The following is a 20531-nucleotide window of genomic DNA, read 5'->3' on the forward strand; positions in this document are numbered from 1 at the left end:
TGTTATCTGCTGCAGGCTAGGCGGGCAGATCCTCCTGGACCGGCTTACTGCGGGTCACCAGTTTCCGTAGCGTCACGTAAAACACCGGCGTCAGGAACAGACCGAACAGCGTCACCCCCAGCATCCCGGAGAACACCGTGATCCCGGTGACGCCGCGAACTTCCGCTCCTGCACCGTGGCCGAGGATCAGCGGAATGGTCCCGGCGATAAAGGCGATGGAGGTCATCACAATCGGGCGCAGACGCAGGCGGCACGCCTCCAGCGCGGCCTCCATGATGCCTTTGCCCTGAATCTCCAGCTCGCGGGCAAACTCGACGATCAGAATGGCGTTTTTACAGGCCAGGCCCATCAGGACCACCAGCCCCACCTGCACAAAGACGTTGTTATCGCCCCCGGTCAGCCAGACGCCAAATAGCGCGGAGAGCATCGTCATCGGCACGATAAGGATCACCGCCAGCGGCAGGGTCCAGCTTTCATACAGCGCCGCCAGCACGAGGAACGCCAGCAGCACCGCCACCGGGAAGACGATCAGCGCCGTGTTGCCCTGGGTGGCCTGCTGGAAGCTGAGATCCGTCCATTCAATATTCATCCCATTCGGCAGCACCTGTTTAGACATGGCGTCCAGCAGCGTCATCGCCTGCGAGGAGGAGAGAACGCGCGGATCGGCATCGCCAATCAGGTCCGCCGCCGGATAACCGTTGTAGCGGATCACCGGATCCGGCCCGTAGGTGGTACTGATATTCACCATACTGCCGATCGGCACCATTTCGCCCTGATTATTGCGGGTGCGCAGATTGGCGATATCTTCCACGCTCTCGCGGTACGGCCCGTCAGCCTGGGCCATCACGCGCCAGGTACGCCCGAACTGGTTAAAGTCATTGACATAAGACGAGCCGAGATAGGTCTGCAGCGTGCCGAACAGATCGGTCAGCGATACCCCCTGCGCTTTCGCCTTATCGCGATCGACCTGGACATCCAGCTGCGGCACGTTAGCCTGGTAGGTCGAGATCGGGAAGTGCATCCCCGGCGTCTGCATAATCGTCCCGGACATCGCATTCACCGCGCTTTGCAGCGCGCCATAGCCCAGCCCACCGCGATCCTGGATGTAAAGGGAGTAGCCGGATCCCTGACCCAGTCCTAAAATCGGCGGCGGCAGGATGGAGAAGCCAAATCCCTGCTGGATTTGCGCGATTTTGGCGTTAATCTCCGCGTTAATTTCCGCCGCCGAGTGTTTGCGCTGGTCGAACGGTTTCAGGCCAAAAAAGACCGTCCCGGTATTCGGCGTGTTGGTGAACTGCAGCGCGTTAAGACCGGGGAAGGCGACCGCATAATCGACCCCTTCGGTATTCATCCCGATCTCGCTCATTTTGCGGATCACCGCATCGGTGCGCGCCAGCGACGAACCTTCCGGCATCTTCACGCCGCCAATCAGGTACAGCTTGTCCTGGGTGGGAATAAACCCGCCGGGGACGACTTTAAACATCACCCCTGCGGCGCAGAGCAGCAGCAGGTACACCACAAACACCGCGCCACGGCGGCCGAGGGTTTTGCTCACCAGCCCCTGATAGCCGTTCGAACTGCGCAGGAAAAAGCGGTTAAACGGACGGAAAATCCAGCCGAACAGACGATCGATCAGCCGGGTAGGGAGGTCTTTTTTCGCGCCGTGCGGCTTTAACAGCAGGGCCGCCAGCGCCGGGGAGAGCGTCAGCGAGTTGATGGCCGAGATCACCGTGGAGATGGCGATGGTCACCGCAAACTGCTTGTAGAACTGACCGGTCACGCCCGAGAGAAACGCCATTGGCACGAACACCGCGCACAGCACCAGCGCAATAGCGATAATCGGCCCGGAGACCTCTCGCATCGCCTGATGCGCCGCGGCAAGCGGCGCAAGCCCCTCTTCGATATTGCGCTCGACGTTTTCCACCACCACGATGGCGTCATCCACCACGATACCAATCGCCAGTACCAGCCCGAACAGGCTCAGGGTATTCAGCGAGAAGCCCAGCAGATAGAGAATGCTGAAGGTACCGACCACCGATACCGGCACCGCGATCAGCGGGATAATCGATGCGCGCCAGGTCTGCAGGAACAGGATCACCACCAGTACCACCAGCACGACCGCCTCCAGCAGCGTCTGCACCACCGCGCGGATGGAGTCGCGGACGAAAACCGTCGGGTCGTACGGCGCCGCCCATTTCATATCTTCCGGGAAGCGGGTGGCCAGCTCGGCCATTTTGGCACGCACGGCGTTCGACAAATCGATGGCGTTAGCCCCAGGGGACTGGAAGATACCGATCCCGACCGCATCCTTATTGTTGAGCTGGGAGCGCAGCGCATAGCTACCGGAACCCATCTCGATGCGCGCCACGTCGCGCAGGCGGACCAGCGAGCCGTCCTGCGCCGTTTTCAGAATGATATTGCCAAACTCTTCTTCGGTATGCAGACGGCCCTGGGCGTTAATCGAGATCAGGAAATCGCTCTCCTGCGGCAGCGGCTCGGCGCCAAGCTGACCGGCGGAGACCTGGACGTTTTGCTCCTGCATCGCCGTCACCACATCCGAGGCCGTCAGACCGCGGGCGGCCACCTTGTTGGGATCCAGCCAGACGCGCATCGCGTATTCGCCGGAGCCAAATATCTGGATCTGGCCGACGCCGGGCAGGCGCGCCAGCTCATCCTTCACCTTCAGCGTGGCGTAGTTGCGCATATACAGCGAGTCGTACTTACCGTTTGGCGAAAACAGATGTACCACCAGGGTCAGCGTCGGGGACTGTTTCTGGGTGGTGATCCCCAGACGGCGCACGTCCTCCGGCAGACGCGCCTCGGCCTGCGCGACCCGGTTCTGCACCTGAACCTGCGCCTGATCCGGGTCGGTACCCGGGCGGAAGGTCACGGTGGTCACCAGCACGCCGTCGGAGCCGGCGACCGATTTCATGTACATCATGTTTTCAACGCCGTTGATCGCTTCCTCCAGCGGCGTCGCCACGGTCTCGGCGATCACTTTCGGGTTGGCGCCGGGATACTCCGCGCGCACCTGCACGCTGGGCGGCACGACGTCAGGATATTCGCTCACCGGCAGCAGCGGGATGGCGATTAACCCGGTGATAAAAATTAAAATCGACAGCACCGCGGCGAAAATGGGCCTGTCGATAAAAAAGCGGGAAAAGTCCATGTCTTGGATTCTCTGATAAGGGATCAGTTGAGGGCGGCGCTGGGGGTCATGGCAACGGTTTTGGCGTTAACCGCCATACCTGGCATAAACACTTTTTGTAAGCCGTCGACGATGACGCTATCCCCAGGCTTCAGACCCTGCTTCACGATGCGTAAACCGTCGACCAGCCGCCCCGGCGTGATATCACGTCGCTGCGCTTTGCCATCTTTATCAACGATATAGACATATTTACGATCCTGATCGGTGAGCACCGCTTTGTCGTCGATAAGCGTAGCCTGGAACGCCGCGCTGCCCGGCAGACGCACGCGGGCAAACAGCCCCGGCGTGAACAGCCGCTGCGAGTTATCCAGCAGGGCGCGCATGCGGATGGTGCCGGTGCTCGGCGTTAACTGATTATCGAGAAAATCCACTTTGCCCTGATGGGGGTAGCCCTCCTCGCCAACCAGGCCGATCTCCACCGGAAGCGCCTGGTTATCGCTGGAGGCGCTTTGCCCGCGGCGGGCGAGATTCTGATAGTGCAGGTAGGTTGACTCGTCGACGTCAAAGTAGACGTACACCGTCTTCTGCGAGACCAGGGTGGTGAGCACGCTGGCGGTGTCGCCCGCCGTGACCAGGTTGCCGCTGGTGATCAGCGCCCGGCTGGCGCGGCCGTCGATAGGGGCAGTCACTTTGGTGAAGTCGAGGTTAAGCTGCGCGGCATCCACCGCCGCCTGCGCGGCGCGAATATCGGCCTGGGCCTGAACCGCGGCTGACCGGCGCTGCTCCCACTCTTCACGGGAGACGAGGTTGGTATGAACTAATTTATCGGTGCGGTTCGCCTCGCTTTGCGCCAGACTGGCCTGCGTTTTGGCTCTCGCCAGCGTCGCCTGCGCCTGCTCCAGCGCGGCGCGATAGGTTCTGTCGTCTATCGTGAACAGCACCTGGCCCTTTTTCACCTCCTGGCCGTCGGTATAATTCACTTTATCAATATATCCCGAGACGCGGGGGCGGAGCTGAACGCTCTCCACCGCTTCAATGCGACCGTTAAAACTATCCCACTGACTGATCGACTTCACCAACACCTTAGCGGCGCTGACGGCAGGCGCGGGCGGCGCGGCGTTTTGCGCGACGCTGTCGTCGCAGCCGACGAGCAGAAAGGAGAGCATCATCGCGCCGAGCGCGGTCAGGTGAATGTTTCCCCAGGTTTTTTGCAGGCTCATTATTTTTATTCCAGTCATTGTAGCCGCCGGGCAAGACGCAGCCTGAGAGGCTGCGCCACTTCCTTTGTCCGGGCAGGCTTAAGGCCATTTGTGTCGATCATCGCCACAAAATTGTAACAATTTCGAATACACTATCGCGGCGATTGTAGGAAGGCGCTTAACTAAGTGCAAGAATAATTGTTGCACTTTATGTGCGATCCTCACCGGAGAAAAAAGGCGCGATCCTGGCAGGGTTTTAAATGCAACAATAAAACTTGCATTTTGTGTAAAACCAGGCCACCTTTTAATGCAACTGCTAAAGATGCTTTTAACCGGCCGCGAGGGGGAAATATGATGAACACTGGCGCCATCATTCAGGATCTGATCGACTGGATCGACAACCATCTTGATAGCCGTCTGGATATTGATACCGTTGCCCGGCGAGCCGGCTATTCGAAGTGGCACCTGCAGCGGATCTTCAAAGAACATACCGGGCACCCCCTCGGGGAGTATATCCGGGCGCAAAAGCTGCAAAAATCGGTTGAACGCTTAGCCCACAGCAACGAGCCGATCCTCAACGTGGCGATCGCCCTCGGCTTTGACTCCCAGCAGTCCTTCAACCGCAGCTTCAAGCGCCAGTATGGCCAGGCGCCCGGCGTCTGGCGCCGGAGTATCAGCCGCTCTGCCGCGCAGACATCTCGTCAGTGATCTTCATGACCGGGGAGGGTCAGTCCTTACCCGGTCCATGATCGAATTTGCTGCCTTTGCCGATGGCATAGAACTGCCCGCCAGCGACATAGTGAACGGTCCGCAGCTCGTCCGGCGCATCATCAAAAATCCAGTGCCCGTTACGGAATACCCGGTCATCGCTCCAGGCGGCGACGATGTCACCCATAAACAGATTGTGCTGTTGCTGGATGTCCGGGTAAGGCATCACTTTACACACCAGCCAGCCCGCGCAGCCTGCCACAAGGGGGAGATCGAACTCCGGCTGATAAAAGAAGGGGATGGTGTCATTTTTATCCGGCGCATCGGCATAGCTGCGCCCGCCAGCGTAGAGGACGGTTGCCATCTGGCTGACTACGGGGATCTGCACGACGAAATAGCCGCTCTTTTCCACCAGCTGACGAGTGAAGGCCTGGGTGCCGATATAGGCCACCACTTTTCGCTCGCCTGCCAGCCCAACCCAGGCGGCTGACATGACATTTTCGACGCCATCATATTTTGCGGAAATCATGGTGGTGGACCCGACCTGCAATAAACGATACGCCTTACGTAATTCGACAGGCTGAACGGACATTATTTTTCCTTTATGCGTGTTATTTAACGTGGTGATTCTCTGGATATTTATTGAGGGCATGATCATTTTTGGCCCCTCACGCGATATCCACAGCGCAACGATACGCCAGGCGATTAAGCGCAAAAAGATGCGTAAATTGTTTTCATTATTCATAATCAACGAATAATTATGCCATCTGTCGGTAAGCTGCTCGCTACAGGAGAGAAAGAAGGTGGATCGTATCCAGGCTATGCAGATGTTTGTGCGCGTCGCGGAGGCAGGGAGCTTCGTGCGTGCCGCGGAAACCCTTTCCCTACCAGCCTCTACTGTCACCAGTACCATTAAAAACCTTGAGAAATACCTCAAGGTGCGGCTGCTGAACCGGACCACAAGGCGGGTGAGCCTGACTCCGGAAGGGATGCAGTATCTGGCGCAGTGCCGGGAAATTCTCGCCCTCATCGAACATAGCGAATCCAGCCTGGGCGAGTCTGTGGCGCGGCCTCAGGGGCGTCTGCGGGTTGATATGCCCGCGGGCATCGCGCATTTGATCGTCATGCCCCATCTGCAAGACTTTTACCGACGCTACCCTGACATCTACCTGATGATCGGGGTCAGCGATCGGCCGGTCGATCTCATTCAGGAAGGCATCGACTGCGTGATACGCACGGGAGAGCTGAACAACTCCAGCCTGGTGGCCCGGCCTCTGGGCCGCTTTCGCTGGGTCACCTGCGCGTCACCGGACTATCTTCGGGAATATGGCGTGCCGCCGTCACCGGAGGCGCTCTCTCAGCACCGGGCGGTGCATTACTTCTCCGGCCAGGCGAGGCGGGCCGATGAGTTCCGCTTCGTTCGCCACGGCGAGACTTTTTCTGTACCCATCAGCGGCACCGCCGCGGTGAATGAAACGGGGCTCTATATAAAAATGTGCCTGGCAGGATTTGGACTGGCGCAGCTGGCGGAGAATATCGTTGCTGACCACCTGCGGGAGGGGAGACTGGTGGAAGTGCTGACGGACTGGCAGCCGCCCCCGGTACCCATCACTTTGCTCTATCCGCACCAGCGTTTTCTCTCTCCCGCCGTGCGGGCGTTTGCTGAGTGGATGAGCGAGGTGGTTTGAGGGGAGTATTGCTTGCATTTAGCGCTTCGCGATGGAGGGTAGGGTTCCAGCAGAAATATCTGGTCTGCCGATCAATCACTCGATATTCTGTAATGCTTTGTCTTTTTTGTGAATAGGAAAAAGTATGCTGAATACGCTACCCGACTTACACAGAAGTTTCGCAGAGCAACTGAAGCTTAAATTACAGTCCGATTCGCGGATCCACTCCCTTCTCGCCGGCGGCTCGTTTATCCATGGCGGGTTTGATCAATACTCCGATCTGGATTTCGTGGTGGTGATCGACCCTCTCTATTATGACGAAATCATGGCTCAGCGTATGGCGTTCGCCGGAACGCTCGGCCATCTGCTACATGCTTTCACCGGGGAACACGTCGGTGAGCCTCGCCTGCTGATCTGCCTGTTTGGCCCGGAACTTCTGCATGTCGATCTGAAATTTATCACCCTGGACATGCTCACTCAGCGCGTTGAGGAGCCTGCCGTGCTATTTACCCGTGATAACGATGCTCTCAAGCGACAGCTGGCAAAATTTAGCGCGCACTGGCCGAACATGACGCCGGAGTGGTTTGAGTCCCGGGCCTGGATCTGGCTGCATTATGCCGTGGTTAAACTGGGCAGGGGGGAACTCTTCGAAGCGCTGGGGATGCTGTCTTTCTTCCGGGAACAAGTGCTGGGACCGATGCTGTTTCGTCGCGCCAATCTACCGCAACGCGGCGTTCGTCGAATAGAAGCTCTCGGCATTGATCCCGATGGCCTGCTGACTTCCACTCTGGCAACACACGATCGTCACTCCGTCGGGATTGCCATTCGAAGGGCTGCTGACGCTTATGTCAACCTGCGGGCTGATGCGCTGCCTGACAATATCGCAGACGATGCGGCGCGTCGGGCGGTCCTTGCCATGCTGGACGCGTATTCTCACAAGGGGTAAATCTATCCCTCCGGCCGCGGACGCGGCCGGAGTGTATAAGGGTTGCGCGAGATGTTGTGGGTGGTCTTATCCTGAGAGGGGGGGCGGGTAATTGGTAACGCTAAAACGACCCCTGGCCCGGTTTGTTCCGCACAGCCAGACGATCAGAGTTTATCCAGTTCATGCACCGTACCTTTTGGGACTTAATCTATGATGAGTTATCCAGCAGCCTAATTGCAGGAACCATACTGGCAGCTATAGTGGCGATGACTACCGCCATCGCTGAAACTAAGAGTACATTGCTGCCCCCAAAATATATTGCTAGCGGTCCGGCGACCGTCTCACCGAAGGAAATAGCCACAAACGAACCCACTGCATCACAGGCCTATACGCGAGCCAATTTCTTCTATGGAATATGCGTATCTAGCGAATGAGCCCAGGACACGCCGAACAGGCCAAAAGCGACATCGGCAATAAAAAAGCGGCTGTAAGCCTCAATGCCGATGCAAGCTGGCTGAACAAAAAAATCGGCATTGCGCAAAGTGATATCAGCATGACGCCTATAAAGCGATCTCGCCGTGACGCCATCGCAGGGCAAGGAGCGTTCTGCAATCAGGCCAGCACTTAACGTGGCAACGATAATCCCCCAATGAGTTAGTCCAAAAAGCTATCAGCAATTACTGACCCTGGTGTCTTTTCCACACTCTGTCTGGAAAAAACGCTATGACTGGCACCTGGTCGCCGGATACCGGGTAAGCAGCCATTACCAACCAGGGCCTGACTGTCTCTAAGCCCACGGCGATTTACCAGAACGACTTCATATTCAAAACACCCCTGGATATGCCCCGCCATCAATCAAAATATTTTGCCCGGTTATATAGCCAGCATTCATGCTACAAAGAAAAGCACAGCAGGCTCCAAATTCATCTGGTATACCAAAACGTCCGGCAGGAATAAGTTTTTTGCGCTCAATCTCCATGCTCTCTGATGATTTTCCCCAGCGTTGTGCATCAGTTGCCAGGGTTTGCATTAATCGCGGTGTGGAAAATGCGCCAGGGAGGAGATTATTGATAGTCACATTTTGACTGGCAAGCTCACTACTTCTGGCAAGACCGGCAATATAAGTCGTTAAACCCCCACGTGACCCATTCGATAAACTTAATGTACCCCGCGGTGCTTTAACACTCCCGGACGTAATATTAACAATACGTCCAAAGCGACGGTTTCTCATTTCGCCGAGTACAGCCTGAATTAATGCAATGGGGGTGAGCATATTCGTTTCAATCGCCTGCAACCATATTTCACGGGGCCAGTCGTGACTGCCGCCGACTGGCGGCCCCCCCGCATTGGTTACTAAAATATCCACGGTGGGTGTCGCTGTCAGTACGGCATTTTGTACCTCGGGACACGTGATATCGCCTGCAATGCCTTGTATTCGTACTGCTGAGTTGATGGTCCTCAGCAAGTGCACGGCTTCATTAAGTCTATCGCTTTGCCTTGCGTTAATCGTTACATTGACGCCTTCTGACACCAACGCAGCGGCACAGGCAAAGCCTAACCCGCTGCTTGCGGCACACACCACCGCTTGTCGTCCTGTAATGCCAAGGTCCATGTTTTGCTCCTGCTAATCTCTGTCGGGGGATGATTGCTGATGGACTGACTGTGCAGTCCAGAATTGTGCGAATGCGATCAGAACAAGGCAAATCAGAGAGAGTAAGAATAAGCCCGATAAGAGACCTGAGGCTGTGCCCGTCCGCCCGCTGGCAAAAAACCACAGCACCAATGCGGCGCCAGCCATTTTGAGAGCCCCTTGCAACGCGCTTCCTGTACCGGCCAAGTCGGCATGGCCGTGTAAACTGATACCCAGCAGTAAAGGTGAGGAGAGACCACACCCCAGACCTACCGCAAAGCTGTAAATCACAATGAATCCGATGGATAGCACGCTGGTAAAGTGAACAGATAAAGAAGCCAGCAGCGTGAAAGCTACTAACAAGGGCAGCGAGACCATCAAAATTTTCTCCGGCGTTGCTCGTGACAAACATCGCTTAGTCAGCCAGGATCCAATGACAATTCCGGCAGAATAAATCATGAATAAATAGCCATTTTGTGAAGAAGTGAGGTGAAATTGTGTCTGAAAAACAAAGGGACTAGCAGTAAAATACCCAATCGTAATGGCGAATAATACGGCTGAAACCACGCTATATATCATGAAGTTTAAATCACTGAATAAGATCCTAAATCCAGCAATACGCCCGCCAGGTAATGCTTTTCTGGGTGAGGTTTCAGGCAGTGTTATTTTGACGAATATAAACCCGGCAAGCATCATCAACGCTAAGGCAATGAAGTTATATTTCCATGGAAAATATTCCGTAATGTATCCGCCAATCACTGGAGCAAAAGCGGGAGAGACTTGTGAGGCCATAGAGAAAACAGCCAGGGATTTTGACAGCTCTGATTTATCCCGAAATGTATCACTGAGAATGGCCCGACTGATTACCGGGCAGCCTCCGGCACCAATCCCGGTAAATAACCGGAAGAGGGATAACATCTGGTAGCTATCTGCCGTTGAGGTCAAATAGTTACCTACGGCAGAAAAGAGCAATGATAATAATATTACCGGGACGCGGCCGTATTTATCGGAAAGAGGGCCATAAACCAGTTGTGATACTGCAAAACCGCCCAGATACCAGACGACCAGACTCTGGGCCTGTGCGTTACTGATATTGAGAGCCGCCTTAATCGTAGGCAATGCGGGGTTATACAGGTCAATAGAGAATAAACCCAGAATAAGTATAATACAGGAGTTGGTTATAATTAATCGAGAAGCCATTTCCTCATACCTTCTAAATAAGTGGATGCGCTTTAACACGACGGTTATATTCAGTATTAGGTGTTGCATGATAATTATCGCATTTTACTTCAATCAAAAAAGGGGTCTGCTTGCGCATAATGTCCGCAATCATTCCTTCTAACTCTTCTGGAGATTGAACAGAAATTGCCTCGATACCAAAACTTTTGGCTAAAAGACACCAATCATAATCAGGAATATCGGTAAGATCTGCCTGGTTTTCTTTGTTATTAAAATAACTGGCGGCATAGGAGGCGTTATTGAAGACGACAAAAAGTACATTTCGCTGATACTTCGCGGCCGTCGCTAGCTCCATTCCTTGCATTAACATGCACCCGTCCCCGGTAATAACCATGCATTTTCGGTCGGGAGCGGCAAAACTGGCCCCGATGCCTGCTGGAATACTCCATCCCATTGGTCCCAGCGTTGTGGCAGAAAGGTAAGCATCAGGAGTACGAGAAACCCAGTAATGTCCAAAAAAAGAACGATGTGCGCCAGAGTCAACGCTGACGATGCCATTGTCAGGAAAATGAGTCTGCAGAAGGCCAACATAAGAAGCTGGGTGGCGGCTTTCGTCACCGATCGGCATGCAGCGTGAGGTCGTCATAAGCCGTTGCACCCAAGGTTCACGGACGTTGCGACCCTCTGCCAAAATAGGATGGTAATATTCGCTCAGCGCATCAAGAAATGCGCTACTGTCAGCGACAACGCCGCAAGTCACATCCATGAATTTGCCAAGGTAGTCTGCGTTGATATCAACTTGAATCACTCCCCCTGGGGGCTGGAGGTCGGGTGACCAGATCATCGTGCTCCACTGTGTCATATCCATACCGAGTAAAATAACGCCATCGAGTTCACCATCTTTTAAGGCTTCAATGGCGCGAAGATGGCCTGAATAACCATATACTCCCAGTGCAAGCGGATGATCTTCAGGAAAAAGCCCTTTTGCGCTCAGCGTAGTCGCGACGGGAAAACCGTAAGCTTCGGCAAAATCTATCAGCGCTTTGCTGGTTTCAGGTGTCTTGCCTCTCAGGCCCGCGAGAATGATGCAGCGTTGATTATTGGCGATAAAAGTTTCAAATGCCGAACTGCGCATTTTAATCAGATCCACTGGCTTTCTTTGCCAGCTATCACTGACGCTATCGGTAATCTCGCCGCGGCAGGCGTCAACGCTGGTGAGGACTTCTTTACTCACTCCAAGATAGACGGGGCCACGTTCCGCACCTTTCAACGCCCGTAACGACTCCCGAAGAAAGAGACTCAGCGGTTGCCCTTCTTTAACTTCGTAAGCAGCCCGGGTGACTGGCGCAAAAATATCACGTTGATTAATACCGGATTGTGTACTGTCCTGAAGAACGTTACGCATTTCCATCCCGGACGCAATTTGCCCGGCTAGCAGTAAAACTGGAAAATTATCCGTATAAGCTGAAGCGATACCGGTGAGGGTATTCGTGACCCCGGGACCACCGATGACCAGACAAACTCCAAAAGCACTGGAGACGCGAGCATAGCCTTCAGCCATATATGCGGCTCCTGTTTCACAGGCTGTCACGATAGGGACAGGGAATTCGTCAGGCCCGGCCTGGACATCCCGTGGGTAACACCGCATAAAGGCGTTGATCAATTTACCCGGCACCATAAAAAGGTGTGAGGCATCGAGCTGTTTCAATTGACGTAAAATCCATGCCGCTCCTGTTTCGTTCCTTTTAGAAATATGATTTGCCATACGTTATAAACCTATAAAGTGAATGTTTTGCCGCGTCATGCGAGACAGAGAATCCTGATGAAATGAGGTAGGGAATACCACGTTGGGCATATCCGCAAAATAGGGTTTAGGGCTTTTTGGAAGGTAATCGGAAACATGCATACTTCGTTCTGCACGCGCTCGAAGGTATTCAAGATAAGGGCCGTTATGATCTTGAGAAGCGCTGACAGTCCATTGTAAAGCGAGTTTAGTGCTGTCCGGTGCCTTATCCGGATAGGTGCTTCTATGGGTAATACGATTATCCCAAAGCACTAAGTCTCCGGCTTTGCTCATAACAATTTTTTCGTATTCCTGCGAATCTTTCAGCATATTTTCAATGACATCTTTATCAAGTCGATGGCTGGAGGGTATTAACGTTATGCCACCTCCCAGTTCAGGATCATTATCTTGTAAGTAAATGGCACATTGCATGAATTGTAAGGGAGATTCTGCGTTAATCACTTCCTGAGGAAGAAAGTAGGCGTCATTATGCCAGGGAATATACACGCTCTCGCGAATAGTAAAATTTGGGAAAAGCGAGAAGTTACGCCCAAAGAGTTCGCGAATTGCTGAAGTTATGTTTTCTTTCAATAACACATTGAAAATAGCAGGTTGATTTAAAATGTCCGTAGGCAACAACGTCGATAACCCTGAGCTTTCGGAGAGATGTTTATAACAGTCACGAATTGTTTGGATTTCATCGCTTCCAATTGCCTGCGGAATGACAACATAGCCGTGCTGATGCATCTGCGCAATCATATTCATATTTTCCTCTCGACTAAGGGGGTCCCTCCCCGAACTAAATTAAATGGCTTCTTCTTTTTGCGGGATTTTTTCTTCAAATCTGACGCCCAATTGCTGGAATTCTTTAAAGAAGTCAGGGAAGGAGCAATGAACGTCTTCATACCCGTCCAGGCGATTAGCCTGCTTACAACGCAATGAGGCGACAAACAGTGACATGAATATGCGATGATCTCCCCAGCTGGAGAGTGAGCAATCACCGTTATAGTTGGCTGCACCCTGAATATCAAACCCATCATAAATGTCATTTTTATACAGAGGACTGATATTTACTCCCAGCTTACTTAATTCACTCACCATCGCCTTAATACGTGGAGACTTATGCAGGCGAGTAATTGAACCACCTGTAATGCGGAAATTCCCATCGACAAAACTCCCGAGTGCAGCCAACGTCGGTACAATATTTGGGCAGTCACTCACATCGAACGCGAAGTTACCGCGTAAACGACCTGTCTTATTAATAAGACGTAATTCGTTTTGTTCATCATTTCGGATAACTTGCAGCCCCATTTTTTCGACAAAATTAAGGATTGCCTGCTCACCTTGTAAGCTGTGACTGTTGATATTTTTAAGTGTTAGGTCACACGGGAACAAGGTTGAAGCAGCCACTAAATAGGAACAAGAGGTATAGTCCCCGGTGATCGTATATTCAGCAGGACGATATTCACCGGGGAAAACTGTGATCTCGGAAAGGTCCGCATTATGTGAGAAATGAATTCCAGCAGCTTTTAGCGTTGCGAGTGTCTGACGGATATAAGACAGAGAAAGAATCTCGCCTGTGATACGTAGCGTGGTACTGTGTTGAGCCAGCGGAGCGGCGAACAGGATTGCGGTGATAAATTGTGAGCTGATATTGCCCGCGATTTCACATTCACCTCCTGCATAACCTCCCCAATTAACAAAGGGGGCTTTACCATTCATATTGATACTGGAAACATTTCCTCCCAGTATGTTAATGGCATCCAGCAATGGTTCCATCACACGCGTTCTAAGAATGGTGTCACCGGTAATAACAGCCGGTTTATTGCTAAAGCATGTCAGAGCAGTCAACACGCGGAATACCAAACCTGAGCCCAGTGCATCAATGACTTTTTCTTCCGGAGATATTTTACCACCGGTTCCATAAATAATAAGACGACCAGGCTCTTCGATAATTTTTGCACCGATACTTCGGCATGCATCTTTCATGGTACTGGTCTCCAGACAACGAAGATCGTTGTAGATTACAGACTTACCATTAGCCAATGTTGCAGCAAGTATTGCTCTCTGAGTCTCAGGTTTTGACGATGGTATCCAGGCTGAATGCAGAATATGGTTTGTCGGTTCCACCACCAGATAGTTAACTGACGACATGTTATCTCCTTGCATAGTAATATTGCTGACAAGCAAAATGCTCACCAGATTTTGTAAGATTAAGATAAGGACTGCGTCGATAGTGAATAGGGCTGTTTACTTACTCCTCTCTCATTTTTCAATGTCTATAGCATGCAGGCTTGTTGTTTAACCAGAGATTCGCTGTAAGCCTGCCCCAATGCATGTTTTTACCTGCCATTGATACTGGTATGAAAACATAACATCACTTTTTATATACTGTTTGGTATATCTGTGTAAATTTACATTTATTTAGCAATTTTTCTTTTAACTTGTTGATTTTAATGGTTGACTAATATGTGTTATTTTGTGTAAATTGTAAGTAAAATGTTAACGGCGATAAAAAGTATACTATAGAGTAAATGTATGAATGATCAGTTCATTGAGTATGATTTCATGGCTGCAGAAGGAGCCGAGACGGGGGAGTCATCGCCATTCTTATTCTGTTTGCACCCTGCAGGCGGGGTAGGCGTTGTGCTATATATGTGTCCTCCCCGTGAAAATGTCAGCAGTACCGGAACATATGTTTACTATTGAAATGATGACGTTGAAAATAGGAGGAAGAGTGTTAGTCCAGCTTGAAGAGTGGCATCACTGTGCGGGCCTGGCCCTTGCTTTACCTGTAAATTGGCATAGGTAACCTGTTTTCCTATATACTAATAATATCGCAATAATCACAGTAACCGTGCGGATATGCAGTAATGAAACCAAAATATCATGAAATTATTAATTTATCGTCTCAATTTTTTAATCGAGAAGGTTTCCTTAATCCTAGTATCGATCGTATTGCAGAAGCGGCTGGCATCTCAAAAATGACTTTTTATCGTTATTTTGAAGATAAAGAGGCACTGATTAAGGCTGTTCTCGAAGAGAAACATAATACGTTCATACTGGAGCTGAAATCTTTAATTGCGGAAAACGAAACAGCCAAAGATAAGCTATTCACAATATTTGATTTTTATCAAAATTGGTTTGCCAGAGAAAGTTTTCATGGTTGTATGTTCACTCGGGCAGTTGTTGAACTCGGTAATACAATGCCAGCCTTGAAGAGCATTACCTTTGATTTTAAGAGCGGTCTATATCGGCTAATACAGGAGATTTTACTGGATTATTTTAGCCCAATAAAATCTGAGAGAGTCGCTTTTGTCATTCTGATGTTGATTGATGGGGCGATATCCGTTAGTCAGACAATGGATAAAGAGATTCGCGAGTTCCCTCCGGCCATGTCTGCATGGGCAGCAGCCAAAACTATAATTGCTGCTGAAAAAGGGGATTAATAACAAAATGCTCCAGGTGGTATGCATACTTAAACGATGACTTATGGGCACAGCACAAGGATCCGTAGCGTAAGTTTATCCAAAAATTAACAATAATGATACTATCACGTAACATTTGTGTTGCGTGATGGAGGTAATGGCGATAGAGTGAAAATCCCATCACAACGAAGGTTTTGAAACGATGAGCCTGGATGAATATTTACCGACGATTAACAGCAAAGGTGCTGGACGAGAGGACAACGGTTGCCTCGATGAGCTTTTCTTTAGTCTGATTGAATCGACAGCGTTGCATCTGGATGTAGCAGGCAAAGAAGGACCATTTGAGCAGTTAGTTGCCTTAGCAAAAAAACGGTGCGATGAGGCGTTTATCTTCCGGTCAACTGAGGCATTACGTCAAATTCATCAGACGCTTTTTTACTCTTATCGGGCAAATTTGGCCGAGCCCCTCTCTAATCTTAGCCTGAATCAATACCATCCAGTATTGCTGCATGTACGTCACTTACTTGAATCACGTTGGCTTGATTCTGAAACAAAACGTTGCCCTCCATGTTTAAAAACTTTAACGCCTGATAATATCGGCGCTGAAATAAAAAACTTATGGAGCTGTCATAAGGTATCTGAACATCCTCTTTTTGATTTTCTTGAAAGTGAAGCGAATAATCAGCAGTTGTATTATTTTTTTAAAAGTGACAGTGCATTAAATCTTCTTTTTTTTGATTTAGTAGCGATGACTCTGGTTGGATCTGTTCCCGAAACGCGTGGTGAAATAAGTCAAAATTTGTGGGATGAAATTGGCCAGGGCAGTAATGACTTTACGCACGTCAATCTATATAAAGACCTCCTTAAAAGACGAGACATCGATTTACCTGAAGACCACTTCAGCCATCTCTATGACTGGCAAGGTTTGGCCGGACATAACCTCTTTATGATGGGAGGCGTCACTCGTCGTCATTATTATAAATTGGTTGGTATGATGGCTATGACAGAACTTCTCGACCCGTCACAATATAAAAAATTGGTCAATGGAAGTCACCGCCTGGGACTTTCTGAACGTGATGTCTATTATTACGCGGAACATATTAGAGTCGATATTGGTCATGCAGATGGCTGGCTTAATAAGGTCATCGAGCCTGTCGCTCGTCGTAACCCAGAGTCGCTCGAAGAAATCTACTTTGGCGCGCAGCTCCGTCTGCAAACGTGCCAGGATTACTACGATAATTTGCTGGATACGTTGCGCAGAATTTAAGTGCGTCTCTCCGGCAAGCTGCAGTATGCCGGAGTTAAATTTTCATACTCGTGATCTCCTCCGCCTTTAGCCTGTCGCGTAATGTGTTGATCTGCAATAGGTCGATGCTGCCAGGGGTTTCCATAGATCCAATTTCCTCAATTTGATACTGATGACGGTCATACATGTTACTGGTGAGTCCCTGATCTCTTTGCCATGTACACAGAAACGTCTGCCCAACGGGGGAATTGAAAGAACCGAAAACTGTACTGAGTGGTAAGATTTATGCTTTGTGATAGCGTGGATTGGCAGTTCATTTGGCATTAATTTTATCAGCAGTAACGATATTGCGTAAGGGTATTTGTTTATCCTATTGATTTTATTTGATATATTCATGTGTATTTTTGGTTAAAAAATTGTTGACCATTTGTTTTTGGTGGTGTAGGTTTTGTTACTAGTTGGTAACTTTTAGCTGTCGGATATACTGGTATTTTCCAATTGTTGGCTGAAGAGTAAAAGCTCAGTAATAGAAGTTGAGCGTTTACAAAAGAATTTATCTGCAATCAGCCTGGTTCAATGAAGGTTTAAACAAACAAATTTTAGCAAGGGGGAGTAGAATGATAGACGCTGCTGATATTAAATTTTACCATGACAATGGTTATATGCTGGTAAAAAAACTTTTTGGTCAAGATAAAATTACGAAGGGACTTATAGCAATTGATGAAATATTATTACGTAATGATGCCGATAAAAATTCTGAGAAAGAGCCAAAAGATAGCACCGTTGTGAGACGTATCTGGTCTCCGACACAAAAACATGAAACATTTGTGGAATTGGCAGAGGATAAACAGTTACTTGATGTCGTGCAGAGCTTAATTGGTGAAAATATCTTATTTCACTACAGCAAGCTGAATATGAAAGGCCCACGGGTTGGGAGTATAGTGGAATGGCACCAGGATTTTTCATATTACCCACACACCAATACTGACTTATTGACGGCCTTGATTTTTCTGGATGATGCAAATAAAGAGAACGGTTGCTTGCGGGTTATTCCTGGCTCTCATAGAAAAGGCCTTTTATCGCATAATATTGACGGGTTCTTTCGGGGAAAACTCTCTGATGTTGATGAAGAGGATGCAGTTTTTATAGAGGCGGAAGCGGGTGATGTGCTATTTCTTCACTGCCTCTGCATGCATGCCTCTGCGGTGAATAGCTCACCTGTTCCGCGGCGTACCTTTCTACCTGCATATCGTAGTGCTGATGCTTTTCCAATCTATTTCGGCCCCCACGCAGCACATAACGAGGCAGGAATAAAACTACTTCGTGGACAGGTATCGAGACAAGCTAGAGTTGATAGTGGCATTCACTACTTACCTATTGCCAAATCCGAATTTGGTTCTATTTACGAGGTGCAAGAAGGATCTCACGAAAGTAAATCTGTTGATGCAATGAAAAAATCAGGTTACGCCGTCTAACATGCAAAAAAACGCTGAGGTTACTTATAAATGGCGATTGTCATTAGTCGCCATTTCTATTGTTATCTGTATGGCGACAATAGATACCGCTATAGTCAATACGGCGCTTCCGGTTATTTCGCGGGAACTAGGTTCAAATCCTTCCAGCGCAGTATGGATTATTAATGCATATCAAATGATTATGATATCTATGCTACTGCCCTTAGCTTCGCTTGGCGAAGTTATTGGATATCGTAGAGTATATATAACTGGGCTTAGCGTCTTTCTTGTCTCATCATTAATGTGTGGCCTGTCAAATAGTCTGTTTTTTTTGATACTTTCACGTTCATTGCAAGGATTCGGCGCGGCAGCGATTATGAGTGTTAATACCGCACTTATTAAATTCATCTACCCCCCAAATAAACTGGGTCAAGGGTTAGGTTTTAATGCACTAATTGTTGCTGTTTCGTTCACTATCGCGCCATTGGTTTCTGCTGCGATTTTATCCATTGCTCGCTGGGAATGGCTGTTTTTTATTAATATCCCTGTTGGTTGTATGGCTCTGATACTCTCAGTCATTTATTTGCCTAAGGAGCAACACAACGACCATTTGCCAGTAACGAAATTTGATTGGTTCGCAGCAATGCTTTGCTTTCTGTTATTTTTATTCTTTATTCTGGGGTTTGGAGAGCTAACTCATCAAGGGTATTGGCCGGTGGTATTACTTGAGTGGTCAGTCACCCTTGTTTTTTCCATCCTACTCGCATACAAACAATCAACGCATCCCTCACCCATATTAGCTATCGACCTGCTGAAGTCTGCTAACCTTCTACTCTCTTCTCTTACTTCAATATGTGCTTTTACCGTCCAGGGATTAGCATTTGTTTCATTGCCATTTCTGTTTCTAACGGTATTACATAAAAATCAAATTGAGACAGGGTTACTTATCACCCCCTGGTCTGCGATGGTCGCGGTTATGGCACCAATTGCAGGGCGACTTTCTGACCGTTATAAAAGTGAAATTCTCAGCGGTGCCGGTCTACTTATTCTAATGGGAGGAATGGTCTCTCTCGCAATGGTATCAGACTCCTCCTTTATGTTTGGCACAGGAGTCAAAATGGCGATTTGTGGCATTGGATTCGGCTTGTTTCAGTCACCGAACCTGCGGGCTATAATGGGCTCCGTACCAGCCGCCAGAAGTGGAAGCGCAAGCGGTATTGTCGCTATATCCCGATTGCTTGGTCAAACGTTTGGCGCTGGGCTTGTCGCACTGTGCCTAAGTATATTTCCAGGCGAAAACATAACAATTGTACTCTGGATAGGCGGTGGTGTTGCAATGGGTGGGTTTATTATTTGTACTCTCCGCTGGGTGCTTAGCCTAAATCGTGAGGTGATAAAATAAAGCCAACAACTTTGATACTAAGCATGAAATTTTGGGGGGGCGGCATGAATTTTGTATTAATACCCGGGTTTATGACTGACCGGGCCTTATGGCGCGATATGGAAGAGAGTATTCGTTCTCTGGGAGAAATTATCTATGGTGATTTATCCTATGGACAGAGCCTACAAGAGATGGCGCTGAGTAATATTGCTGTATTACCAGATCGGTTTATTTTGGTTGGATTTTCTTTAGGCGGCTATGTTGCGCGCTGGATAGCATCGCTGGTCCCGGAAAGGATTGATGCAATGATATTGATTGCCTCTTCAAATAAACCCGATGACGTTAATCTCATGACTGCGAAACACCTAACAGCAAAAATGGTCAATACCGTATCTTTTGGCGGTCTGAGTACGGCGACGATACGCTCATCGCTGCATGATTCAAATAAAAAGAATACAACGCTAATTGAGTTTATACGTTCGATGAGCCTGCGATTAGGTCCGGATGTTTTTGTTCGACAATTGCAGTTACAGCGTAACAGCCCAGTCAGTTTGACAGGAACTGTTAATTTTCCCGTATTGATAGTGGCTTCTGCCAGTGACGAGCTCAGAACACTCTCTGAGGCTGAGGCGCTGCATTCTGACTATCCTGCATCAGTATTACATGTTATTGAGAATGCTGGCCATATGCTGCCTCTTGAGCAACCTGACAAACTAATGCAGGTAATAAAAGAGTGGCTTCACGATACGGGGATAATCTAACTGAGGCGTGCTTTGGATTTGC

At 49.7% G+C, this 20531-nt stretch carries 16 protein-coding genes and 1 pseudogene; 8 read left to right on the plus strand and 9 right to left on the minus strand.

The features are described 5' to 3' along the window. Positions 1 to 16: 16 nt before the first annotated feature. Positions 17 to 3169, minus strand: coding sequence for a multidrug efflux RND transporter permease subunit OqxB (gene oqxB, locus GT756_RS15200; RefSeq protein WP_004205762.1), 3153 nt, complete (start codon positions 3167 to 3169; stop codon positions 17 to 19). 23 nt (positions 3170 to 3192) lie between these two features. Next, positions 3193 to 4368, minus strand: a complete 1176-nt coding sequence (gene oqxA, locus GT756_RS15205) for a multidrug efflux RND transporter periplasmic adaptor subunit OqxA (RefSeq protein ID WP_053810055.1) — start codon at positions 4366 to 4368, stop codon at positions 3193 to 3195. Between the two features lie 333 nt (positions 4369 to 4701). On the opposite strand from oqxA, the gene GT756_RS15210 reads away from it, so the two are divergent. Next, on the plus strand, positions 4702 to 5055 hold the full coding sequence (locus tag GT756_RS15210; RefSeq protein WP_004205765.1) for a helix-turn-helix domain-containing protein: 354 nt from the start codon (positions 4702 to 4704) through the stop codon (positions 5053 to 5055). 19 nt (positions 5056 to 5074) lie between these two features. Here GT756_RS15210 and GT756_RS15215 read toward each other — a convergent pair whose 3' ends face one another. Further along, the gene (locus GT756_RS15215) at positions 5075 to 5647 is read right to left on the minus strand and encodes a flavin reductase family protein (protein ID WP_100050923.1); all 573 of its coding nucleotides are present in this window, start codon (positions 5645 to 5647) and stop codon (positions 5075 to 5077) included. 211 nt (positions 5648 to 5858) lie between these two features. On the opposite strand from GT756_RS15215, the gene GT756_RS15220 reads away from it, so the two are divergent. Both GT756_RS15220 and GT756_RS15225 read left to right on the plus strand, forming a co-directional pair. After that, positions 5859 to 6743 carry a LysR family transcriptional regulator gene (locus tag GT756_RS15220; protein ID WP_114465747.1) on the plus strand — a complete coding sequence of 295 codons (885 nt, stop codon included), beginning with the start codon at positions 5859 to 5861 and terminating at the stop codon, positions 6741 to 6743. Between the two features lie 124 nt (positions 6744 to 6867). After that, positions 6868 to 7668 (plus strand): hypothetical protein, encoded by an 801-nt coding sequence (locus GT756_RS15225; protein WP_004180956.1) that lies wholly within the window; start codon positions 6868 to 6870, stop codon positions 7666 to 7668. Positions 7669 to 7855: 187 nt separating this feature from the next. On the opposite strand, the pseudogene GT756_RS26235 reads toward GT756_RS15225, so the two are convergent. The 6 genes and pseudogenes from GT756_RS26235 to aroA form a co-directional block, all read right to left on the minus strand. Beyond that, positions 7856 to 8334, minus strand: a pseudogene (locus tag GT756_RS26235) (MFS transporter); the annotation flags it as partial. Positions 8335 to 8470: 136 nt separating this feature from the next. After that, a complete protein-coding gene (locus tag GT756_RS15235; RefSeq protein WP_065800066.1) occupies positions 8471 to 9259 on the minus strand; it encodes an SDR family oxidoreductase in 789 nt (262 codons plus the stop codon). A gap of 12 nt (positions 9260 to 9271) precedes the next feature. Further along, entirely contained in the window at positions 9272 to 10477 is a 1206-nt protein-coding gene (locus GT756_RS15240; protein ID WP_160124874.1) for a multidrug effflux MFS transporter, read from the minus strand. A 13-nt stretch (positions 10478 to 10490) separates the two neighbouring features. Next, a complete protein-coding gene (locus tag GT756_RS15245; protein WP_160124875.1) occupies positions 10491 to 12221 on the minus strand; it encodes a thiamine pyrophosphate-binding protein in 1731 nt (576 codons plus the stop codon). A gap of 3 nt (positions 12222 to 12224) precedes the next feature. Further along, on the minus strand, positions 12225 to 13004 hold the full coding sequence (locus tag GT756_RS15250; protein WP_101839409.1) for a phytanoyl-CoA dioxygenase family protein: 780 nt from the start codon (positions 13002 to 13004) through the stop codon (positions 12225 to 12227). Positions 13005 to 13043: 39 nt separating this feature from the next. Continuing rightward, positions 13044 to 14393: a 3-phosphoshikimate 1-carboxyvinyltransferase gene (gene aroA / locus GT756_RS15255; RefSeq protein ID WP_160124876.1), complete on the minus strand. Its 1350-nt coding sequence runs from the start codon at positions 14391 to 14393 to the stop codon at positions 13044 to 13046. Positions 14394 to 15112: 719 nt separating this feature from the next. On the opposite strand from aroA, the gene GT756_RS15260 reads away from it, so the two are divergent. The 5 genes from GT756_RS15260 to GT756_RS15280 all read left to right on the plus strand — a co-directional run bounded on the left by GT756_RS15260 (position 15113) and on the right by GT756_RS15280 (position 20509). Beyond that, the gene (locus tag GT756_RS15260) at positions 15113 to 15688 is read left to right on the plus strand and encodes a TetR/AcrR family transcriptional regulator (RefSeq protein ID WP_043521391.1); all 576 of its coding nucleotides are present in this window, start codon (positions 15113 to 15115) and stop codon (positions 15686 to 15688) included. 181 nt (positions 15689 to 15869) lie between these two features. After that, positions 15870 to 16934, plus strand: a complete 1065-nt coding sequence (locus GT756_RS15265; RefSeq protein WP_043521392.1) for an iron-containing redox enzyme family protein — start codon at positions 15870 to 15872, stop codon at positions 16932 to 16934. 596 nt (positions 16935 to 17530) lie between these two features. Continuing rightward, positions 17531 to 18388 carry a phytanoyl-CoA dioxygenase family protein gene (locus tag GT756_RS15270; protein ID WP_043521393.1) on the plus strand — a complete coding sequence of 286 codons (858 nt, stop codon included), beginning with the start codon at positions 17531 to 17533 and terminating at the stop codon, positions 18386 to 18388. Position 18389: 1 nt separating this feature from the next. Next, positions 18390 to 19769, plus strand: a complete 1380-nt coding sequence (locus tag GT756_RS15275; RefSeq protein WP_069135458.1) for an MFS transporter — start codon at positions 18390 to 18392, stop codon at positions 19767 to 19769. Between the two features lie 44 nt (positions 19770 to 19813). Continuing rightward, complete coding sequence (locus tag GT756_RS15280; protein WP_043521400.1) at positions 19814 to 20509, plus strand: alpha/beta fold hydrolase; 696 nt, start codon at positions 19814 to 19816, stop codon at positions 20507 to 20509. Positions 20510 to 20531: the final 22 nt, after the last annotated feature.

Origin of the sequence: Klebsiella sp. Q2, from assembly GCF_009900705.1 — a bacterium.
Classification (GTDB): domain Bacteria; phylum Pseudomonadota; class Gammaproteobacteria; order Enterobacterales; family Enterobacteriaceae; genus Klebsiella; species Klebsiella quasipneumoniae.